Origin of the sequence: Pseudomonas sp. G5(2012) (assembly GCF_000408945.1) — a bacterium.
Taxonomy (GTDB): Bacteria; Pseudomonadota; Gammaproteobacteria; order Pseudomonadales; family Pseudomonadaceae; genus Aquipseudomonas; species Aquipseudomonas umsongensis.
In genome coordinates this window covers 40,452-59,384 of record NZ_APIO01000047.1, presented here as the reverse complement: position 1 = coordinate 59,384, position 18,933 = coordinate 40,452, and the positions used below count along the sequence as shown (strand labels likewise).

The window sequence follows — 18,933 nt, the reverse complement described above, 5'->3', positions numbered from 1 at the left end:
AAGGGTTTTCCCGCGCAACGGAATTAATATGAACACATTCAAAAAATGTGTTTAATTAAGTCGAGATGTGCACTATGATTCAGGCACAACAACAAGCCCGAATGCGAAGGGGAAAACAATGAAAGTTGAAGATCTGATTCTCGTCAGTGTCGATGACCACGCGATCGAGCCACCGAATGCTTTTGCTCGCCACATGCCTGCGCGCTTCAAGGGGCGTGAACCTCATGTGGTCAAGAAAGGCGATCGTGACGTGTGGGTCTTCGAGGAGCAGGCCACTGGCTACATGGGCCTCAACTCCGTGGTCGGTCGACCGAAAGAGGAATACGGCATGGAGCCGTTGGGCTACGACCAAATGCGCCGTGGTACCTGGAACATCAAGGACCGTGTCGACGACATGAACGCCAACGGCGTGCTCGGTTCATTGTGCTTTCCAACCTTCCCGGGCTTTGCCGGGCAACGCTTCCAGGTCCACGCTGACCGCGATGTGTCGATGGCAGCCATCCAGGCCTACAACGACTGGCATTTGCACGACTGGTGCAACGCAGCGCCTGGCCGCTTCATTCCGCTGATGATCGTGCCGTGGTGGGACATGAAAGCCGCCGCTGCCGAAGTGGCGCGTCTGGCGAAACAGGGCGTGCACGCGCTGTCGCTGTCGGATAACCCGGCGATTCACGGTTACCCGTCGATCCATAGCGATTACTGGGATCCACTGTGGAAGGCCTGCAGCGACAATAAAGTGGTTATCTGCTGTCATATCGGTACCGGTGTGAAAGCCCAACACGCATCGGATATGTCGCCAATCGACGCCTGGATTACCTCCATGCCGATTTCCATCGCCAACTCCGCGGCGGACTGGATCTGGGCACCGATGTGGAAGAAGTTCCCGGACCTGCGCATGGCGCTTTCCGAAGGCGGCATCGGCTGGATTCCTTACCTGTTGGAGCGCGCGGACTTCACCCACCGTCATCACAACGCGTGGACCAACTCCAACTTCGGCGGGAAGATGCCAAGTGACATCTTCAACAAGCACTTCATCACCTGCTTTATCGAAGACAACTTCGGCCTGAAGAACCTCGACTACTTGAACGCCGACATGGTCACCTGGGAAAGCGACTACCCGCATTCTGACTGCACTTGGCCAAACTCGCCGGAAACAGCGTGGGAAGGGTTGCAGCACCTGCCAAAAGAGATGATCGACAAGGTCACTCACTTGAACGCGATGCGTGAATTCTCCTTCGATCCGTTCTCCATTCACGGTCGAGAAAACTGCACAGTCGGCGCGCTGCGGGCCCAGGCTACCCACGTCAGCATCGAGCCGGCCCTGGGCCTGGGTGGTGCCGATCATGGTCGCCACGACAACAAGCCGGTTACCTCCGGCGACATCAATGCGATGTTCGCCCAGGCTGACGCGCAAACCGCGTTGTAAGTTGCCGCTGTTCCTGCAGTCGCCGGCCATCGGCGACTGCAGGAGCGGTTGCCGTTCTGTGGTCGCTTCGTTCGAGGCGATTGCGCCTGTGTTCAGCGTTAGAGAGCGCATATGGCCATCAGTCAATTTACCTACAGCAACATCCCCCCCGAGGCTGAAGCGCTTCGTGCAGAAGTGCGGGCGTTCATCCATGACACGCTGGCCGATTACCCGCCGACCTTGAGTGCTCAATCCTGGATGGGCTTCAGCGCCGAGTTCAGCAAGAAGCTTGGGTCCCGGGGCTGGGTCGGCATGGCCTTGCCCAAGGCTTATGGTGGCGCCGAGGCGGGGCCCTTTGCCCGATATGTGATTATCGAAGAGTTGCTGGCTGCCGGTGCACCGGTATCGGCCCACTGGATCGCCGACCGCCAAAGCGGTCCGCTGATCAATCGCTTCGGTACCGAGCAACAAAAACAGTATTACCTGCCAGCCATTTGCCGGGGTGAAAGCTACTTCTGCATTGGCATGAGCGAGCCCAACTCAGGCTCCGACCTGGCTTCGATCAAGAGTACCGCCGTCCGTGAGGGCGATAGCTGGCTGGTCAATGGCCAGAAGGTCTGGACCACCAACGCCCATCATTCGCAGTACATGATTGCCCTGGTGCGTACCGGTGAAAAACAGGAGGCCCGTCACGAGGGCATGTCGCAATTCATTGTCGACCTGAGCCTGCCCGGCATCACCATCCGACCCATTCGAGACCTGGCCGGTGGCGAGCATTTCAACGAAGTGTTTTTCGACAATGTGCGGTTGCCGGCTGATGCCTTGATCGGTACTGAAGGCAAAGGCTGGGATCAAGTGACCGCCGAACTGGCCTTCGAGCGTAGCGGCCCTGAACGGTTCCTCAGCTGCATGGCGCTGCTGAAAACCCTGATCGATGCGCTGGGCAAGACCCCCAACGCGTTACAGGCGCGAGAAATCGGGCGTCTTTCGGCCAAGCTGCTGACCCTGCGCAACATGTCATTGTCGGTTACGGCACAGCTGGCAGCGGGTGAGCACCCAGCCTGGGCGGCTTCCTGCGTGAAAGACCTCGGCAATGCCTTTGAACAGGAAATCCCCGAGGTTGCCCAGCTGCTGCTGGAAACCGAGCCACGGCAAGACGGCGGCAGCGAACATGCCCGGGTACTCGCCTACCTGACTCAGATGGCGCCCTCGTTCTCACTGCGCGGGGGCACTCGTGAAATTCTGCGCGGCATCATTGCCCGCGGCCTGGGGTTGCGATAATGCGCGAGATATTTGAAACGACGATTGAACGCCTGTTCGCCGATTTGGCGACGCCCGCTTATGTGATGAGGTGTGAAGGCGGGGAATGGCCGGCGGATTTATGGGCCGCGCTGGATGAGTCGGGCTTCTCTTTGGCGGGTGTCAGCGAAGCGCTGGGCGGAGCCGAAGCCAGTTGGTCTGATATGTATGTGCTGGTGCGTGCCGCCGGACGCTTTTCCGTTCCGGCCCCAATAGGTGAGGCCTTGCTGGCCAACTGGCTGCTGAGCAAGTCAGGCCTGGAGGGGAGGGCTGGTGCGCTGAGCATGGCTGCCAATGCCAATCTGGTGCTCGATGGCGAGCGCGTTAATGGCACCGCCTATTCGGTACCTTGGGGGCGTAATGTCGAAGAGGTTGTCGCGATTGCCAACAGCTCAACGGGGGTTCCGCATGTGGTTTTGCTATCGCGTAGCGCTGCCAGTGAACTCACGCTCAGTCTGAATGTGGCTGGCGAACCGCGTGATGACCTGGGTTTCAACAGCGCCCAGGTACTGGCGCAAGCGCCGCTGCCCAACGGGTTCGACGCCAATGTCCTGGAATTGGGCGGCGCGATGCTGCGCGCGGCGCAGACTGCCGGGGCATTGCATGCGCTATTGGACATGACTGCCAACTATGCCGGGGAACGCAAACAATTCGGCAAGGCCATCGGCTCGTTCCAGGCCATTCAACAGCAACTGGCGGTATTCGCGGAACAAGCCGCCGCCGCCGGGATTGCCGCCGAGGCTGCCTTCGTGGAATCGCGTTGTGGACTCGCCACGTTGACCATTGCGGCCGCAAAAATCAGCACGGCAGAAGCGGCCAGTGTTGGCGCCGGCTTTGCCCATTCGGTGCATGGTGCCATTGGCTTTACCGAGGAATATCCCCTGCATTTGCTCACCCGGCGGTTGTGGGCGTGGCGCAGCGAATTCGGATCGGCCAGCCTTTGGAGCCAACGCCTGGGCGTCCGGGTCTGCCAGGGTGGAAGCGAAGGGTACTGGCCGTTACTGACAGGTCATGGCCAACATTCATTAACCCGACTTGTGAGTGATCCGGTATGAGCCCGTTTCTTCAGATAGAGCGCGATGGCGGTGTCGTCACTGTGCGCATGAACCATCCCGAAACCCGCAACGCGTTGACGACGCCCGAGCAAATTCAGGAGTTTGTCGACCTCTGTGCCCAATTACGTCGCGACCCAACGGTGCGGGTCATGGTGCTCACCGGTAATGGCAGCGCCTTTTGTGCCGGTGGCAACGTCAAGGACATGCATGAGCGTGGCGGCATCTTCGCTGGCTCGCCTTATGAGCTGCGCAACACCTACCGTGATGGCATTCAACGTATTCCCCTGGCGATCTACGAGTTGGATATCCCGGTGATCGCCGCGGTCAACGGCCCAGCGATTGGTGCGGGCCTGGATCTGGCGTGCATGTGCGACATCCGGCTGGCGGCACCCAAGGCGATCTTCGCCGAGAGTTTTGTGCGCCTGGGCATTGTTCCGGGTGACGGCGGCGCCTGGCTGTTGCCGCGCATCATCGGCATCCCGAAAGCCAGCCTGATGGCGTTTACCGGTGACGCTATCGATGCTGCAAAAGCGCTGGAATGGGGCCTGGTAGAGCAGGTCTGCACCCATGAAACCCTGCAGTCGGAAGCGCAAGCCTTGGCGCGGCGGATCGCCAGCAACCCGGGCCATGCGTTGCGGCTGTGCAAGCGCCTGCTGCGCGAAGGCCAACATATGCGTCTCGACTCGCTACTGGAGTTGTCTGCCGCATACCAGGCACTCGCCCATCACACCGAAGACCATCAGGAAGCGGTGGCCGCTTTTGTCGATAAGCGCGAGCCGCAATACCGGGACCGCTGATTACTCATTGCCAACAACAAGAATCGATCTGGAGTAAGCAAGATGCGTGGCGTATTTCGAGAAGACCACAATATGTTCCGTGATCAGGCCCGCCGTTTCGTCGATCGCGAAATCGTGCCCTACCTGCATGAGTGGGAAAAGAACGGCATCGTGCCCAAGGAAGTCTGGCTCAAGGCCGGCGAGAACGGCTTGCTGTGCTCCACGGTGCCCGAAGAATACGGCGGCCCGGGAGGCGACTTCGGTCATTCTGCGGTGATGATCGAAGAACTGGCGCGAGCCAATGCCACCGCGGTGGGTTTTACCACTCACTCGGAAATCGTCACCCCTTACATCGTTGCCTATGGCAGCGAAGAGCAGAAGCAGCAATGGCTGCCGCGCATGGTCAGCGGTGAGTTGATTGGCGTGATCGCCATGAGCGAACCAGGCATCGGCAGCGACCTGCGATCCATGCGCACTTCGGCGCGCCGCGACGGTGATGACTACATCGTCAACGGCCAGAAGACCTTCATCACCAACGGCGGCAATGCCGGCCTGGTGGTGACCGCCACCAAGATTGATCCTGCTGCCAAAGAGCTGACCTTGATCTGCGTCGAAGAAAGTCGTGCGGGTTTTGGCAAGGGTCGTCTGCTGGAAAAGATCGGTCTGAAAGGGCAGGACACTGCCGAGCTGTTTTTCGATGAGGTAAGGGTGCCGGTTGGCAATCGATTGGGGGAGGAGGGGATGGGGTTCAAATACCTGACTCACCAATTGGCCTGGGAACGCTTGATCATTGCTATCCGTGCCGCCCAATCGATCGACACGCTGCTGGAAGAAACCATCGGCTACACCCGTGAACGCAAAGTCTTTGGCAAACCGGTTCTCGACTTCCAGAACACCCGCTTCAAGCTTGCCGAAGCCAAGGCCCAAGCCACTATGTTGCGGGTGTTCGTCGACGACTGCCTGGCCAAGGTGATGCGCGGCGAGTTGACGCCCGAAATCGCAGCGATGGCCAAGCTGCTGGGATCGGAAATGCAGGGCAAGCTGCTCGACGAGTTCCTGCAATTGCATGGCGGCTACGGCTTCATGAGCGAATACAAGATCAGCCGCGCCTGGGTCGACGCGCGAGTGGCCCGTATCTATGGCGGCACCTCGGAGATCATGAAAGAAATCATCGGCCGTACCCTTTGAAGCCAACCTGCATGAGGCAGACAAATGAGTAACTCTCTTTATGATATTTCGCTGAAGCAGATCGATGGCAGTGCCAGCCGCCTTGGCGATTATCGGGGCAAAGTCCTGCTGGTGGTCAACGTGGCTTCTAAATGTGGCCTGACCCCGCAATACGAAGGTCTGGAAAAGCTCTACCAGAGCAAGCATTCACAAGGGCTGGAAGTGCTGGGTTTCCCTGCCAACGATTTCAGGGAACAGGAGCCCTATAGCGACGCGGAAATCGCTGAGTTCTGCTCAGTGAACTATGGCGTTCACTTTCCCCTGTTCTCGAAAATCTCGGTTGTTGGCACCGAGCAGCATCCTCTCTACGCCGAACTGACAGCCGCGCAACCCGAGTCCACAGGCGAAGGTCCAATGCGCGAGCGTCTGCTGGGTTACGGGATCGAGTCCGCCAACACGACGGACGTGCTCTGGAACTTCGAGAAGTTTCTGATCGATCGCCAGGGTGCGGTCGTCGCTCGTTTCGCTCCGGACGTTGCAGCGGATGATCCGCGGTTGATTGAGGCAATCGAGGCGCAACTGGCTAAAGAGGCGTAACGCGGTGCAGACAGTCGATACGGTTGGCGCGCTGCGTGCGCTCGTGGCCCGCGCCCGGGGTGAGAACAAGAAAGTCGCACTGGTGCCGACCATGGGCAATTTGCATGACGGTCATATAGCCCTGATTCATTGCGCAAAGCAACGAGCGGACTTCGTCGTCGCCAGCATCTTCGTCAATCCACTCCAGTTCGGGGCCAATGAAGACCTGGCCAACTATCCCCGCACGCCCGACGCTGATCGCGAAAGACTGGTCAATGCCGGGTGTGATGTGCTGTTTGCCCCCGCTGTCGAACAGATCTATCCGGATGGAATGCTCAATCAGGCCATCGTCAGTGTGCCGAACGTTTCTGAAGGTCTTTGCGGTGCGGCACGCCCTGGTCACTTTGACGGCATGGCCACTGTAGTCGCCAAGCTGCTAAACATTGCCCAGCCAGACGTGGCGGTTTTCGGGGAAAAGGATTATCAGCAGCTGGCAATCGTGCGCTCGATGGTCAGGGATCTCAACATGGTGACTGACGTTGTCGGTGCACCGACGATCCGAGCCTCGGACGGCTTGGCATTATCCTCGCGCAACGACTATCTGACCGAGCATGAGCGCTCGGTAGCCCCCGTCCTCTACGCTTGTTTGAAGCAAATGGCGGCGAGTATCCAGCTCGAGAGGCGGGTGGCTGAGCGCCAGTTGATTGAATGTCATCAACGTATCAGTGACGCCGGTTTTCAGCTGGAATACTTTGAAATCAGGAATGCCCAGGATCTGACACCACTGAAAAGCACCGATACTCACTTTGTGATTCTGGTGGCGGCGCGCATTGGCAAAACACGGCTCATTGACAATCTGACAGTGGACCTTCGGGCATCGGAAACTTCACCAGAGGCACAACCATGAGTCATTATCGAGCGATCGCTGCGTTGTGCCTGTGTTTTTTCTCCCTCGTCGGCTTTGCTCAGCAAGCAGCGGTCGACGCTTACAGTGCTGACACCCAACGCGCAAATGCCTTGTTGGTAAAAGCTGTTGACGAGTACAAAGCCAAGGGTGACTCGGCGTTGGCCGAGTTCAGTCGGCAGGGGGCCTTTATCGATGGTGAACTGTACATCTACGTGGTCGATACCTCCGGTGTGATGCTCGCCAGCGGCGGGCCTTCCGCTTCGCTGGTCGGCAAGCCGGTGTTAAGTGTCCTGGATGTCGATCTCAAGGAGGCATTCGAGCATGCCATTGCACAGCCTGACGATGGCATTGTGCGTAGCGCCGAATACCGCTGGTGGAACTGGCAACACGCCAAGGTCGAGCGCAAACGCGTGTTCTATCAGCGCGTCAAGGATCGGTTGATCGTCGTGGGTTACTACATGCCACGGTCCTCCCCCGAACAGGCCCAACAGCTGCTTGGGCAGATTTCGCGACAAGTTGCCAACGACGCGAAAACCACCTTCGGGCTCATTAACCAGCACGATAAACAGTTCACCGAGGATGATCTGTATGCCTTTGTGGTGGATCTCAAGACCAAGCGGTTTGTCGCTCACGGTTTTTCGTCCCGGCTGATCGGCACCGACTTCAAGTCATTGCGCTCAGTCGATGGCAAGCCGATTGGCGAGGACATCCTCAAACAGATGAGCGGCCATGAAACAGGTGAGATCGCTTATCTGTGGCGTAACCCGATTACCGGGCAAAACGAATACAAGAGAACTTTTCTGCAGCGGGTAAACGGGTTCGTCGTCGCCGTGGGTTGCTATGCAGTCAAGTGATCAAGACAGGTACGACTGGTACCCACTCTCAGGAGCGTGCGCATGACTGATTTGGTATTGCTGCATGGCGGCAACCACGGCTCCTGGTGTTGGGGGCCCTTTATTGAAGTATTAAACCAGCAGCCCGGATGCTTCGAGCGAGTGATTACCCTAGATATGCCAGGGTGCGGCACCAAGCGCGGGCGGGATGTTGTGTCCCTGCGGCTCGATGATGTGGTCGAGGAGCTTAATGAGGACCTGCGTGCACTCGGCGTGAACCAGGCCGTCCTGCTTGGGCATTCCATCGCGGGAGCCCTGCTGCCGATGATGGTACTGGCCGCTCCCCAACTGTATTCGCAGTTGGTGTACCTGGCTTGCGCATTGCCCAGTGAAGGCCAATCAATTCTGCAGCTGCTTGGCACCAGGCTGCATGGCGAAAGTCCGGACCATGTTGGCTGGCCGCTGGATCCTGCGCAAACCACCCCTCAGGCGCTGGCCGTGGCGATGTTCGGGCAAGATTTGAGTGAGCAAACCCTGGGTTGGTTGTTAAGTGAAGCGAGCCAGGACACGACGCCACTCTGTGTGGCGACAGACGCCATCAGCCGCGTGGGATATCCGGGCATCATTGCGGCGAGTTACATCATCACCCTGCGCGACAACATCCTGCCCGTCGACTGGCAGCGGCGGTTTGCGCAACGTGCCGACGCAGAGGTGGTTGTCGAGATCGATACAGCGCATGAGCCGTTCGTATCACACCCGCAGTTGCTTGCGGATGTCGTATGGGGCCTGGAGCGGCATGGGTGATGGGCGACATCGGTGTTTTAAGCCGTAGTAATGGCAAGGCTATCGGCAGCCACTGGTTGATCCTGTCCATTATCTGCTTCAACTTCATCTCGTACGTCTGCAGTGGCTTGCCACTTGCGGTGTTGCCGGGCTATGTCCTCAATGACCTGGGCCTGACCTCGATTTTTGCCGGCGTGGTGATCAGCTCGCAGTACCTGGCGACGCTCCTGGCTCGCCCGTTGGCCGGTGGCGTGGCTGATCGCCTGGGCGCCAAATACGCGGTGGTGTGTGGGCTCAGCGGCTTGATGTTGAGCGGCATCCTGACCGCACTTGCGCTCATCTTGCACACCCAACCCTGGTTGACCCTGACGCTCATACTGCTGGGCAGGCTGGTGTTGGGGGCGTCCACGGCCATGATCTCCACGCCTTGTTGCACCTGGGCCATTGGATTATGTGGTGCGCCTCGGGCAGCACAGGTCATGTCGTGGAACGGAATAGCGGCTTATGGTGGTGCGGCAGTCGGAGCGCCGCTGGGCGTGCTGCTGCGTAATTCGTTAGGTATTGCCAGTGTCGGACTGTGCACCGTATTGCTTGGCCTGATGTTCCTGCTTTTGGCGCTGGGCAAGCGCCCGGCGCCCTTGATTTCAGGCGCCCGATTGGCATTTTATCGAGTTCTTTTCGCGGTCATGCCCAATGGCCTGGTCCTTGTGTGCAGTTCAGTAGGGTTTGGCGGCCTGACGGCATTCGTCGCACTGTACTTCGACAGCAACGGGTGGGACAACGCCGCCTACTGTTTGAGTGGGTTCGGTGCTGGTTTTATCGTTGCCCGCTTGTCGTCGCCCGGAATACTGCAGCGATACAGGGGCTACAAGGTGGTGGGCGGCTGCCTGCTTGTACAGACCTTGGGAATGCTGCTGATATGGCTGGCGCCATCTCCCGCACTGGCAATTGCTGGCGGTGCGCTGACCGGGATAGGGGTGTCATGGGTCTATCCGGGATTAGGGGTGGAAACACTGTCCAGCACTCCGGCGGCCAACCGTAATTCGGCGCTCAGTGCACTTTCTTTATTCTTTGATATCGCAGTGGGGCTGGCCGGCCCGGTGATGGGCCTGGTTGCTTCTGGCCTAGGCTATGCGGCGATATTTCTCTGTGCTGCGTTGATGTCGATGGGTGGGTTTGTTGCGGTGCTCTATTTGTGTAGGAATAAAAGGTAGGAGCGATAAGAGGTGCTGTTGCTACGGATGTCCGCCCCATGGCACAGCGGCTATACCCGACAGCGGCTATCAAAAAACGGTTACCAACGTGACCACTTGCAAGACCAACTAGTAATCGCTTGCCGCTGGAGGGTTGTTACGGCGGCATTCCGTTCCCGATTCCGAAAATCGACACGAGGTCATCTGGAGTGGTCCAGCTTTCGCGATGGACGTTGACTGGGCGGTGAGGGGCTCACGAGGGGCGAACTGTATCCCATACGATGCTCATGAATTGCCCTTTATTATTGTTGAAGTGGAGTGCTTTTAATGCCAACTTCGTGCGAAATTGGTTGTCGCTTTACGGTGATCGACACCTCAGTGACTTGCCTGCTTTCTTGTCGGTGAAGCTAGGGCCAAACATTCAGAACTAGCAGTCCGTCAGCATCGGGTTGCCTTGCGCAGACGGAATGATAGTCGTGAAATGGCCTTTCTCCGATCCTGATGACTGTGCCCGATTCGTTCGTGGAATGACGCAAAGATCCGCATCGACTCCATTCACCTCGATGTCGAGCGCATGAACATGAGCACTGACACTGCGGTGGCACGGATCGTGGCGGTCTTCGGTGTGGCGAAGCCGCCGTCTGTTCCCAGTCGGTTTAGCTGGAGGAAGAATCTCTCAATTCTGCGTTGCACCGACGTGCCCAGCGATCAAAATGCGTACCCTTCAGCAACCTGTATTAGTAATTGCTCAACCTGGTGAGTGCCTTGTTTGGTTGAGAGCATTGCTATTGGACTTTTCCCGGAAAAATGATCCTTAGGCTTCGAGAGCCACGAACTGGCTTTCTCTCTTCTACCAAAAAGTACTTCTGCCATAGCGGCGATGTAGGCATGTCGAAATAAGCGCTCACTCTCATCCACCGTGAGTCTCTGCCCGAGCGTCAACCTAGAGCTGAGTGTCTTGTAAGGGATGATCTGGTCGCGTTGTTGCGGGGGGATTTTGCCCTGCTCGCAAAAAATGTTGATCCGATCTGCTGAAAAGCCGGCATTGATCATCTCATGGATGTCCGAGTCTGAAGCGTCGATGGGGACATTGAGAAAATCTGACAACCGGTCCCGGAAGTCACGATAAGAATTCTCGTTCAGCACTTCGGCAAGCATGGCGCACCTTCATGGTTGGATCTTTGCCACTTAGTATCTGGCACATCCGTATCGCATGAAAGCGCGCAAATTTTAACGGCCGCTGCCGCATGGTTCATTTAGAACTGGAGGAGGCAGGGAAGCGCCCAATCACTAGAGCGTTCGGTCGGGGAAAAAACGATAGGGATAGCTAAATTCATGTCGACGCATGCTTGTTGGCTCAGTCGCTTGCCGCCAAATCAGAAGCCAATTCGTGGAGAGACAGCGCCTCAGGCAAGAGAAATTGCGGCTCGCATTCCAATACGGTGGCTATGCGATATAGCTTTTCCACGGTGATGTTGACTTCACCGCGTTCAATACGCCCCATATAGCTACGATCGACACTGCAGGAAAGCGCCAAGGCATCTTGTGAAAATCCTTTGGCCTTCCGTTGTGTCCGTATTCTTTCGCCCAATGCCTTTGCAAGCTGATGCATAACCGCCTCGGTTCCCACTGAGGCGGCACTATCGTGCGTTTGCGGATGAATCAACCACGGATTATAATCCGCATTTTGATCGTTCCGCGAATTTCCCTTCCAGGTGCCTGCATGAAACCCGATTCATTTATCCTCGACAGGCGGCTTTACGACCTGTTTCAGCAGGAGCATCTACGCCAATTTACGACCCAGGAGCTGCGTGACGCGTACGCTACTCACCTGACGGGTATGACTTTTAACAGCAGCGACTTGCGTCGATATGTCTATGAGCAGATCCGACGCATGCTGCGTAGTGGATGGGTCATTCAGGATGAAAAACGACAAAAGCGAGGTCAGATCTATCACTGGCACGGAATTCCGGCGAACTTGCAGGTAGAGCTCGTCGATAATGGGTACGAGAGCAGTGCTAAGCCGACAAATAAACCGTTACATCAGCCCTTACAAAGCATGGACCCAGAGCAGTCAGGCCCAGATGTGATCGAGCACTTGGAGTCCATACTCAAAGAAATTCGCCTCGACTTCCTTTCTTCGATGGGAGAGGCGGAGCGGTATAAGCAGCTGCTCGAGGAAATGCCGCATCTGAAAGACCAAGTCGAAGGCGAGTATTTGGAGGCTCGAGACCGAAGCTCTCGTCTTCTAGGGCATCTCCGGGCGGTCGAAAAGACGCTCAAGACAGTCACGTCCGCACGATGAAAGCATTGCCGAGAAAATGGCAGAGTCAATGCATTGAGATCGCGTTGGAACACTACACCTCAACGCCGCACTTCTTCTGTCAAGCCACCCCGGGGGCGGGGAAGACTCGGATGGCCGCAGAGCTTGCTCGGCGTTTGTTGGAGCAGGGCAAGATCGATCTCGTGCTGTGTTTTGCTCCCTCGTGCCAAGTCGTCGAAGGCTTTCGCACTACGTTCTCTACAGTATTGGGGAGGCGTTTGGATGGACTGATCGGTGCCATTGGAACCGCAAGTACCTATCAAGCCATGGAGCACCAGGATGAGGCTTTCTGGAGGCTTTTCGATGACTATCGCGTGTTTGCAATATTCGACGAAATCCATCACTGCTCAGGACACGATCCGCTTTTAAGCAATGCCTGGGGACAACAAATTCTTTTGAAGATGCAGGACCGTGCCGCTTTTACCTTGGCTCTATCGGGTACACCCTGGCGCTCCGATGACAGAGGCATTGCTCTGGCTCGTTACTCCAACCCGGAAGGCCGATTGATTTGCGACTATCGCTACGGCCTTAAAGACGCCATTTCCGACGGGGTTTGTCGGTCACCTCGCATTGTTCTGTTAGATAACCAGATGCTGAGGCTCAAAGAAGATTCTGCAAACGAGAGTACGATCAAGCTTTTTCCCAGCATCGCTAAGCTGCTGCGTGAGTCTCCGGTCTCATACGAGGATCTGATTTGTCATAAGGACGCGCTTCTCCAGTTGCTTGACCTGGGGAGCAAGAAACTTGATGAAGTGCGGATGCTTAAACCGAATGCCGCGGGCTTGGTAGTTGCCACGAATATCAAGCATGCTCAACAAGTCGCCATGGCGCTGAAGGACAAGGGCGAAAGCTTCCAAGTCGTGACAACCAGAACCCCGGATGCGCAACAGGTAATCAATGGGTTCAAAAATAGCGACTGCCGTTGGATTGTTGCAGTGGGAATGATCAGTGAGGGGACCGATATTCCTCGGCTTCAAGTTTGCTGCTACCTCAGTCGAATCCGTACTGAACTGCATTATCGTCAGGTGCTGGGAAGAATCCTTCGACGTATGGGCGAGATTGATGATCAAGCTTGGTTATTCGTCCTGGCGGAGCCGACACTGAAGCGATTCTCTCAGCGTATCGCAGATGATTTGCCGGAAGATCTGGCTGTTGTGTGCGCTTTAGGTGCGCCTGCACCCCAGGCTTGTGCAATCGAAGGTGAGTTGGATTGTTCCGTGAACACTCTCAGTGGAGACCCAGGCAGCTCTACGCCTACTGCTACAGCGCAGAAATTTCTATCGGAGGTCGATTTGTCCCCTACATCGACTTATCAAATAAGCTTTTCGAAGAATTATCGCCAGCAACTGTTGGCCGTTTTCTGATGTGTATTTTGTCCATTAAGAGACCATATCAGTGCTGGTTCAGCGTGGCCTGGGGGTCCACCTATGTTGGAACTTGTGATCTATCTCTCCGCTGAGCTCGGTCGGCTGCCACCCTTCTTTAGCACTGATAGAGGAGGGAGGTCGTTGATCGTGATCGGCGCGACAGCGAACCATTTTGCTCATCAAGAGCGTGGGGGGGTAATGAAAGGTAAACGCAAAGCGAAAACATCGAAATGGGCCATGAAGTTTCAATTTAAAACGGAGGCTCAGCGGTCAATCTCCGCGAGGTCCGAAAAAGCGTCAAATCGTTTTCTTGATGCCGCGCTGCATTTGGGTTCAGCGCACGAGCCGCTAGGCAGGCTCGCTGGGGCGTCATTCGAGCACCACACAAAAAGCCCAGAACTGCCAGAGCTGCTTACCTCCGTCATCAACATAGTTTGCAAGGCAGGCCAACCCTCGTAACAGAATGGCAACGAGAAGACGGGCCAAGGGGGCAGGGGGACAAGGCAGTCGTTGATGTCGAAATTGAACAGCTTCTACGTCAGCGGTTGCTTGACCTGTTTTTCTGCGACTATTGGGGGGAGGAGACCGGCCATACCCTGACACCTGACAGGAGATTCATGGTGTTGGGTAGTTGACCCCAATGATGGCACAAACGATTTTCTGAGAGGGCTGAAAGGCTCAGCTATATCAGTCGGCCTTCTATACAAACACACACCAATCTTAGGTGTGGTCTACGCACCCGTAACGCTCGAAGGGTTTCCAGATTGCATCGCTTGGGCTGAAGGATTGTCCAATTTGCTACGCAATGGGAAATCCGTAGCCCCCAAGCTTCCGGGCATGATTTGGTCGAGCGATTGTCGCGTGATGCTCAGTTCAGCTGCCGTAAATAAGGCAGAAATAAATCACCAGCTTTGCGCTCCAAGCAGTTTTGTCTGCATGCCCTCGATTGCCTACAGGCTTGCAAAAGTAGCCGCTGGCGATGGCGTGTGCGGTGTTTCTGTATGCCAGGTATCTGCGCATGATGTTGTCGCGGGTCATGCGTTGCTTAAGGGGGCGGGCGGCGTTCTGCTCAATGAAAATGGCGAATCAATACGGTACGTAACGCAGGACAATATGCAAATAGTATCACGACGCTGTTTTGGTGGATTGGAAGCTGTGTGCCGAACATTGGCTGCTCGAGATTGGGATCGAATTTTCACCGATAAATAATTTTTTCCTGGAAAATTAGTCTGTCGCAGTAGCCAACAAACAATCCGCGTTATCCAAATCTCCATATCATTATCTGGCTGACATGGCGGCTTCCTTTACAAATTGAAGGGATAAGAATCTCGGAGCGAGCGCGATGCACGCTCCGGTTCAAGTGATTGGCTACAGGTGTTCGAGCAGCTCGATTTCGCGGGTGATGAGTGCAGTGACGTCAATCATCCCTTCGCGGGGGAACACTTCAGTATTGATTGACCACGCGTCACGACGGCCCGGTGTGAAGCGTAGTGCACCAATATCTTGAAGTAGGGCTGCAAGCGCGCTGGCGTCAGGCGGCTTACCCTTCTTGTCGGTCGCCTCGTAGTAGGCTTTGCCGATACCAAACGCGCTTTCGCCGGCACGGATCTTCGTTGCGCTGTTGGCTAATGGGAATGTCGTGCTGTCCGATACTTCCCAAAGAATATTCAACATCTTGTTGATGACCTCGATCGGGTAGCGGCGGCCTTCATGGAGCCGTATTGCGCCGTCGTCAATCTGGTAGTGGAACTTATTGCCTCTTGCAGCGGTGTAGCACTCGGTCCAAGCGTCACCAGGCATCGGGGGTGTGGTCAATTTAGCCTGAGCATTGCTCCCGTCACGAGGCAGGTCATAACCGATCATGAACAATGCAGCCTCCAGTTGGCGGAGCGCCAGTACGGCAGAGGAGGCAGCAAAGCCGCTGGCAGGTGCCCGGGCCAATGTCGCTGACAGAATCCAGCAGGACTTGAGATTCCACTCTGCATGGTGAGCACCGGTGATCAAACGCGGAAAGCTGAAACCATCCCGACTAGGGTTGCGGTTCTTGGGCGACTTGGCATGAGGGCCCTCTTTCGAAGGCGTCAAAGGAAATTCGATACAGGGCTTTTGAGCGTAGTTGTGTTTTTACACACTCTGGGCCCGTTTCTGTCGCTGCTCACAGGCAGTTGTGGGTCGAAAGATCTTCGTTTCCCCCAAGAAGGAGAAGTTCACGCTCCAGTTGGCTCGCATGAAAGTCTTGCCGCTGCAGCTGCCGGCCTAGGCACAATCCCGGACGATTCGATGTGTATGCTCAGCCGGTTACTTTACTAAGCGTCTATCGACATGCACCGGGCGTGCTGAGATGATCGGTGGGTGAGAGGATTGTCGGTGCACTGAGCCCGGCGAATAGAGGTCTTCAGCCCGGGAAAGGACATGACTGAAGTTACACTTGAGCATTTTCTGCGCGCGGCAGCTGATATCGGAGCGCACGGTGACAACGACACGCTCCCTTTCGATGTCGACACGAATTTCGTTTCAGCTAGGCAAAATGAGCTAGCAGAGGTCGCTTTCGCTTTTTCGGAGGAGCTGCGTAAAGACAGTGAATCCAATAGCAAAAAAAAAATTGCAGCATTAACCGTATTTAGCGAGCGCCTTTTGGTCGCAACAGGTGCATCAGGATTCAGGGTGACTACAAAGCTCCACCCGTTTTGGAGCATTTATTTCAACGGATTGGGTGTAGCTATCGCCGATCAGTTAGAGCCAAGACGTGATCAGCGAACCTTCTCATACAGGTTCCAGACGGAGGGCGGATCTGAGCTATTCGATCGAGGCTCATCCTGGAGAGTGTTCAGAGAGGCTACGGCGAAAGAGGCTGCACGCGCTCCCAAAGGGACAGTAGTCATCCAAACGGACATTTCGAGCTTTTACGAACACATCTCGCATCATTACTTAGAAAACCTAATCGATGACCTGTTCTCAGATGGCAGGGTAGGTAACCAAATCACCGCATTGTTAACAAAATTTTCAGCTGGACGTTCTTTCGGACTACCTGTTGGAGGACAGTGCTCGCGGATTCTGGCAGAGCTGTTTTTGAACTCTGTCGACCATCAAATGACACATGATGGCTTACGGTGGTACCGATATGTCGACGATTACGTGCTCATTGCAGATTCGAATTCCGACGCTTACGCAGGGTTAGCATTTCTATCACACGCTCTCGCAGACTATGGGATCACGCTAAATAAATCGAAAACTATCATGATGACGGCTAAGCATTATGAGGAATACGTTACTACTCAACTTGGTGGTGACGATACCAATGCAGGAATTTTGAGACATGTCGACCTACATTATGATCCTTACTCTGATAACCCAGAAGGGGATTATGAGTCACTGAAAATGACTGTCGAAAATCTAGACGTCCAGAAATTGCTCGGCAGCGAATTGCAAAAGTCGCTTCCGGATAATTTCTTGATTACCCAGATAGGTAGGACACTGACATTCCACAGCCCAATCGTTGCCCTGCAACTCGCGTCTACACTGCTGGAACCGAATAACCTGCATGCCTTTCGCGCTTCGTGGTCAACCATCATGCGAGGTGTGGCTAACCTCAGAGCGGGGGCGGGATATGAAGAAATCCACTCCGATCTAGACGCGGTGATAGATAGAGTGGCTTTCCATTCTGAGCATTTACTGCAAGCTGAAGCCAGCTTGTTACACTACCTTCGGGTGCTGAAGTTCTCGCAAACGCCGCTCAGAGCTGCTTTTGTCCAAAGAACCTATAAATCTAACTCGTCCCACACAGTCAAAAGGGCATGCATAGACTGCTGGCGTCTATGGAAAGACAGGTCCGGTTTCAGCTCTGTCTCAAGCCGATGGAGCGAAATCAACGCGGAATGTCAGCGATTGACATGGCTCGCGGCCGAGTCCTTTGGAGACCAAGGGGATGGTCTACGCCGTCAGATGGGCCCAAGCCTAGAGCAATCATGGAGGCTAGGAATAGAGCGTCAGGATCGCCCGACCTTCGCCGGTCTCTATCGGAGTTGGTGTGATGACAAATAGAGCTGGGCGTGATCCGAGAACGATAGCTCGAAATATTCCCGGCATACTGAATGCTATTTTCCCAGGACTAACGCCTGGCATCGTTTCGCTTTATAACAAATCGGCTGTCGGTTGTGCGGTGGTCATCGTGCCAGTAGAAGCGATTCAAGCAAGTAAACTGCAAAAATCTCTGCTATTCGAGCTAGCCTTTGCCGTAGGTGAGCAGCTCGTCCTTGGTAACAATCCGACGTGGGGAGAATGCGTTGCCACCGCTACAGATAGGCAAAGCAGGTTCTTCGATGCAATCAGCCCATCGGAAATCTCTGAGAATGATCAACGTATCGCCCTGCGCGTAGCGGACAACCTTGTGACTATGGTCAAGCAGGTAGCTACTGATTGTAGCGCGGCTTATGGTGCGGCACCGGTGATACCCGGCTTTCGTTGGATCGCCTCAGGAACCGGCGATTTTTTTGCCGGGTCAAAGCTAATCGAGGTGAAATGCACAGCCGGTAACTTCTCCGCTGCCGATTATAGGCAAGTGGCAATGTACTGGTTGTTGAGCTATGCGGCGGCTGTAGAGACTGGCAATGATGAGTGGAGGTCTTGCGTCTTGATGAATCCGAGAACAGGCAAGCTCGTAAACATCGACTTTGATGAGTTCATTCACCTCACCGGCGGCGGCAAAAGCAAGGTAGAGACTCTCCAGGCTTTTGCTGCGACTCTTACTGAAATCCAAAAATTCTAGTTCTTCTGGCCCTTCATTGACCTACGCGACAAACACAACCCATCCCGATGGTTATATTCCCGCAAGAGCGGGGAGCTGTTTACAATCCAGCTGGCAGTCGGCTCTACTTGCGTCTCGTCGCTCGACATACTCGGCGGACTATCAGCTGGACTAGCTGTAAGCGACTTAACTATCTGGAAGAAGCTGGCCTATTGATGCACTCCAGTTCTTCATACCAGCGAATGGTGATCAATGCAGGGTATGGGAAACAGCCAAAATACTCACGAAAATCGCGAATGGACCAGCCAGACCGCGCTTCCACCTTGATCGAAAGATCGTCAGGGATGGTAGAGGTGGCTAAAAGCGAACTTCTGCGTCTAGCCGTTCTCTGCCGGCCATGCCTCCACGAATATTGGGGCAAGTCCGTGCAGTTACCTAACTGTGATCTGAAAATGGGCGAGAGCAAAACTCTCATACTCTGAGGACGATTCAAAGCATCTGGTCA

General features: G+C 55.4%; 17 protein-coding genes and 1 pseudogene. 15 read left to right on the top strand and 3 right to left on the bottom strand.

Features of this window, described 5'->3' with window-relative positions; all coding sequences use genetic code 11:
- Positions 1 to 118: 118 nt before the first annotated feature.
- The 10 genes from PG5_RS16225 to PG5_RS16180 all read left to right on the top strand — a co-directional run bounded on the left by PG5_RS16225 (position 119) and on the right by PG5_RS16180 (position 10,015).
- Positions 119 to 1,426, top strand: coding sequence for an amidohydrolase family protein (locus tag PG5_RS16225; RefSeq protein ID WP_020798197.1), 1,308 nt, complete (start codon positions 119 to 121; stop codon positions 1,424 to 1,426).
- 111 nt (positions 1,427 to 1,537) lie between these two features.
- Complete coding sequence (locus PG5_RS16220; RefSeq protein WP_020798196.1) at positions 1,538 to 2,686, top strand: acyl-CoA dehydrogenase family protein; 1,149 nt, start codon at positions 1,538 to 1,540, stop codon at positions 2,684 to 2,686.
- Positions 2,686 to 3,759, top strand: coding sequence for an acyl-CoA dehydrogenase family protein (locus tag PG5_RS16215; protein WP_020798195.1), 1,074 nt, complete (start codon positions 2,686 to 2,688; stop codon positions 3,757 to 3,759). The genes PG5_RS16220 and PG5_RS16215 overlap by 1 nt, the downstream gene beginning before the upstream one ends.
- Entirely contained in the window at positions 3,756 to 4,556 is an 801-nt protein-coding gene (locus PG5_RS16210; RefSeq protein WP_020798194.1) for a crotonase/enoyl-CoA hydratase family protein, read from the top strand. Before PG5_RS16215 ends, PG5_RS16210 begins: the two co-directional genes overlap by 4 nt.
- A gap of 42 nt (positions 4,557 to 4,598) precedes the next feature.
- Entirely contained in the window at positions 4,599 to 5,723 is a 1,125-nt protein-coding gene (locus PG5_RS16205) for an acyl-CoA dehydrogenase family protein (protein WP_020798193.1), read from the top strand.
- A 24-nt stretch (positions 5,724 to 5,747) separates the two neighbouring features.
- Positions 5,748 to 6,299 (top strand): glutathione peroxidase, encoded by a 552-nt coding sequence (locus PG5_RS16200; protein WP_020798192.1) that lies wholly within the window; start codon positions 5,748 to 5,750, stop codon positions 6,297 to 6,299.
- 4 nt (positions 6,300 to 6,303) lie between these two features.
- The gene (panC, locus tag PG5_RS16195; protein WP_020798191.1) at positions 6,304 to 7,185 is read left to right on the top strand and encodes a pantoate--beta-alanine ligase; all 882 of its coding nucleotides are present in this window, start codon (positions 6,304 to 6,306) and stop codon (positions 7,183 to 7,185) included.
- Positions 7,182 to 8,039 carry a cache domain-containing protein gene (locus PG5_RS16190; protein ID WP_020798190.1) on the top strand — a complete coding sequence of 286 codons (858 nt, stop codon included), beginning with the start codon at positions 7,182 to 7,184 and terminating at the stop codon, positions 8,037 to 8,039. The genes panC and PG5_RS16190 overlap by 4 nt, the downstream gene beginning before the upstream one ends.
- Positions 8,040 to 8,081: 42 nt before the next feature.
- Positions 8,082 to 8,822 carry an alpha/beta fold hydrolase gene (locus PG5_RS16185; RefSeq protein ID WP_020798189.1) on the top strand — a complete coding sequence of 247 codons (741 nt, stop codon included), beginning with the start codon at positions 8,082 to 8,084 and terminating at the stop codon, positions 8,820 to 8,822.
- On the top strand, positions 8,822 to 10,015 hold the full coding sequence (locus PG5_RS16180; RefSeq protein WP_020798188.1) for an MFS transporter: 1,194 nt from the start codon (positions 8,822 to 8,824) through the stop codon (positions 10,013 to 10,015). The genes PG5_RS16185 and PG5_RS16180 overlap by 1 nt, the downstream gene beginning before the upstream one ends.
- Before the next feature lie 687 nt (positions 10,016 to 10,702).
- On the opposite strand, the gene PG5_RS16175 is transcribed toward PG5_RS16180, so the two are convergent.
- Positions 10,703 to 11,152, bottom strand: coding sequence for an antitoxin Xre/MbcA/ParS toxin-binding domain-containing protein (locus PG5_RS16175; protein WP_020798187.1), 450 nt, complete (start codon positions 11,150 to 11,152; stop codon positions 10,703 to 10,705).
- A gap of 199 nt (positions 11,153 to 11,351) precedes the next feature.
- Positions 11,352 to 11,606 carry a helix-turn-helix domain-containing protein gene (locus PG5_RS16170; RefSeq protein ID WP_020798186.1) on the bottom strand — a complete coding sequence of 85 codons (255 nt, stop codon included), beginning with the start codon at positions 11,604 to 11,606 and terminating at the stop codon, positions 11,352 to 11,354.
- Between the two features lie 111 nt (positions 11,607 to 11,717).
- On the opposite strand from PG5_RS16170, the gene PG5_RS16165 reads away from it, so the two are divergent.
- The 3 genes and pseudogenes from PG5_RS16165 to PG5_RS33565 all read left to right on the top strand — a co-directional run bounded on the left by PG5_RS16165 (position 11,718) and on the right by PG5_RS33565 (position 14,893).
- The gene (locus tag PG5_RS16165) at positions 11,718 to 12,299 is read left to right on the top strand and encodes a hypothetical protein (RefSeq protein ID WP_020798185.1); all 582 of its coding nucleotides are present in this window, start codon (positions 11,718 to 11,720) and stop codon (positions 12,297 to 12,299) included.
- The gene (locus PG5_RS16160; protein ID WP_020798184.1) at positions 12,296 to 13,681 is read left to right on the top strand and encodes a DEAD/DEAH box helicase; all 1,386 of its coding nucleotides are present in this window, start codon (positions 12,296 to 12,298) and stop codon (positions 13,679 to 13,681) included. The genes PG5_RS16165 and PG5_RS16160 overlap by 4 nt, the downstream gene beginning before the upstream one ends.
- 201 nt (positions 13,682 to 13,882) lie before the next feature.
- A pseudogene (locus PG5_RS33565) lies at positions 13,883 to 14,893 on the top strand (inositol monophosphatase).
- Positions 14,894 to 15,052: 159 nt separating this feature from the next.
- Here the strand turns inward: PG5_RS33565 and PG5_RS16150 are convergent.
- Entirely contained in the window at positions 15,053 to 15,769 is a 717-nt protein-coding gene (locus tag PG5_RS16150; RefSeq protein ID WP_141195464.1) for a hypothetical protein, read from the bottom strand.
- 327 nt (positions 15,770 to 16,096) lie between these two features.
- Here PG5_RS16150 and PG5_RS16145 point away from each other — a divergent pair, with 327 nt between their 5' ends.
- Complete coding sequence (locus tag PG5_RS16145) at positions 16,097 to 17,725, top strand: RNA-directed DNA polymerase (RefSeq protein WP_020798181.1); 1,629 nt, start codon at positions 16,097 to 16,099, stop codon at positions 17,723 to 17,725.
- The gene (locus PG5_RS16140) at positions 17,715 to 18,449 is read left to right on the top strand and encodes a hypothetical protein (RefSeq protein WP_042955442.1); all 735 of its coding nucleotides are present in this window, start codon (positions 17,715 to 17,717) and stop codon (positions 18,447 to 18,449) included. The genes PG5_RS16145 and PG5_RS16140 overlap by 11 nt, the downstream gene beginning before the upstream one ends.
- Positions 18,450 to 18,933 lie beyond the last annotated feature (484 nt).